This is a genomic window from Microbacterium testaceum (assembly GCF_001476655.1).
Classification (GTDB): Bacteria; Actinomycetota; Actinomycetes; order Actinomycetales; family Microbacteriaceae; genus Microbacterium; species Microbacterium testaceum_C.
Window position 1 is genome coordinate 1 of record NZ_LDRT01000247.1, and the last position, 1,779, is coordinate 1,779.

The 1,779-nt window shown below is 69.9% G+C and carries 2 protein-coding genes; both read right to left on the reverse strand.

Annotated features, from left to right (window positions below):
• A partial coding sequence (locus NS220_RS18765) for a glycoside hydrolase family 5 protein (RefSeq protein WP_058625465.1) occupies nt 1-1,205 on the reverse strand: 1,205 nt, incomplete at its 3' end.
• Nucleotides 1,206-1,340: 135 nt separating this feature from the next.
• Nucleotides 1,341-1,779: helix-turn-helix domain-containing protein (locus NS220_RS18770; protein ID WP_193755431.1), on the reverse strand; the 439-nt coding region annotated here is incomplete at its 5' end.

The window sequence follows — 1,779 nt, forward strand, 5'->3', positions numbered from 1 at the left end:
GAGGTGGGCTTCGGACTCGACGTCGGCTTCGGACTCGACGTCGGCTTCGGCGTGGGCGTCGGCGTTGCACCCGGCGTCAGGATCGGGCGGAGGGCCGTGAGCTTGGCCGTTTGCCACGTGCGCCAGTCATCCGCGACGAGCCCACCCGTGTCCCCGCTGTTCGGGTTGAACGACCAGTAGGCGTAGCTCATCTTCGTCTTCGCGAGGTAGTCGACGAGGGTCTTCAGCCAGGCTCGATCGCTCGTGGTCTCGAGCTTCGTGCCGAACTCGCCCAGGAGCACGGGGGCGATGTTCTCGCGCACGAGGTAGCCCCAGTTGGCATCCCAGATGCCCTCGAGGTTCGCGGGATAGTTCGCGGCCGAGAACCAGGGTTGCGCGTGCACCGTCGCGGGGTATTCGTGCGGCGAGTAGACCACGCGGTTCTTCACGGACAAGGTGACCGGTGCCGATCTGACGTCCGCGAGGCCACCGCCCCACCAGGTGGCGGAGCCGCCCTGCTGGTTCTCGACGCCCTCGACGATGATCAGGAGCTTCGGGTTGACCGAGAGCACGGCGTTGCCGGCGCGGGTCGCGGCGGCGCGCCAGTCGCGCGACGCGTCGCCGCAGTTCCAACAGGCGGGGCCGTGGGGTTCGTTGTGCAGGTCGGCGCCGATCACGGCGGGCTCGTTCTTGTAGCGGGCCGCGAGCATCTTCCAGTCGTCGATCCAGCGCTTCTCGCTGTACTGCGACGTGTACCAGAGCTCGCTCTGCGCGCCGGAGTCGGGGCGGTGCCGATCGAGGATGACCGACAGTCCGTGGGCTTTCGCACGCGAGATGACGGTGTCCATGAGCTTCAACGGCGACAGCGAGACGAGCTCCGGGTTGACCGACGCGTTGATCGAGTTCGAGCTCTTCGCGGCGAGGCACTCGTTCGAGAAGGGCAGCCGGATGGTGGTGAAACCCATCGCCGCGATGGCATCCATCCCCTCGTCGAGAGAGATCGACCAGAGTCCGTGCGGGGCGCAGTTCGAGGTCTCCATCCCGAACCAGGCCGTCGCCTTGATCGTGTACGGCGAACCGGACGCCGTGACGATCCTCGCCCCCTTGGTCGACAGCCAACCGGGTACGGTCGCGGCGCTCGCCGCGGGCACGACGGCTCCCGCGATCAGCAGGGTCGCCGCCATCGCGATGGCCGCCAGGCGTACGCCCGCACGCCACACACGCATCGATCTCTTCCCCACCGCGCCCCCGTCTTTCCGGCACATCCTATGTCGGCGGGGAGGGACGATGGGCACCGTCCGTCCCCCCGCGCCGATCGCGGACGCCGTCGCCTCGACCACGAGGGCCGTTCGAGCCCGCTCTCAGGAGCGCCGAACCACGGATGCCGCCGCCCCTCCGTGCGCGCGATGCACCACGAGGGCGAGGTGCAGGGCTGCCAGCACCTCGCCCTCGTCGAGACGGACCCCCAGCACCTCTTCGAGCGCGTCCAGACGCTGGTAGAACACCGAGCGCGAGACGTGCGCCGCGGTGGCCGCGGCCGTGCGATTGCCAGGATGGGCGACGACCGCTGCGAGGGCGTCGAGGAGGTCGTCCCGCCGCGCGGTCGGGAGGTCGAGGACGGGGGCGAGCATCGACTCGGCGTGGGCGAGGAGGCGGTGATCCCCGCGGAGGGCGGCGACGATCCGGCGCAACGGATGCCGCCGCACCCACATCACGCCTCCCTCCCCCACCTCCCCCGACTCGGCGAGGTCGAGCGCCTCACGCGCCGAGTCGAGGGTGCGGCTGAGGACGACGTGCGAG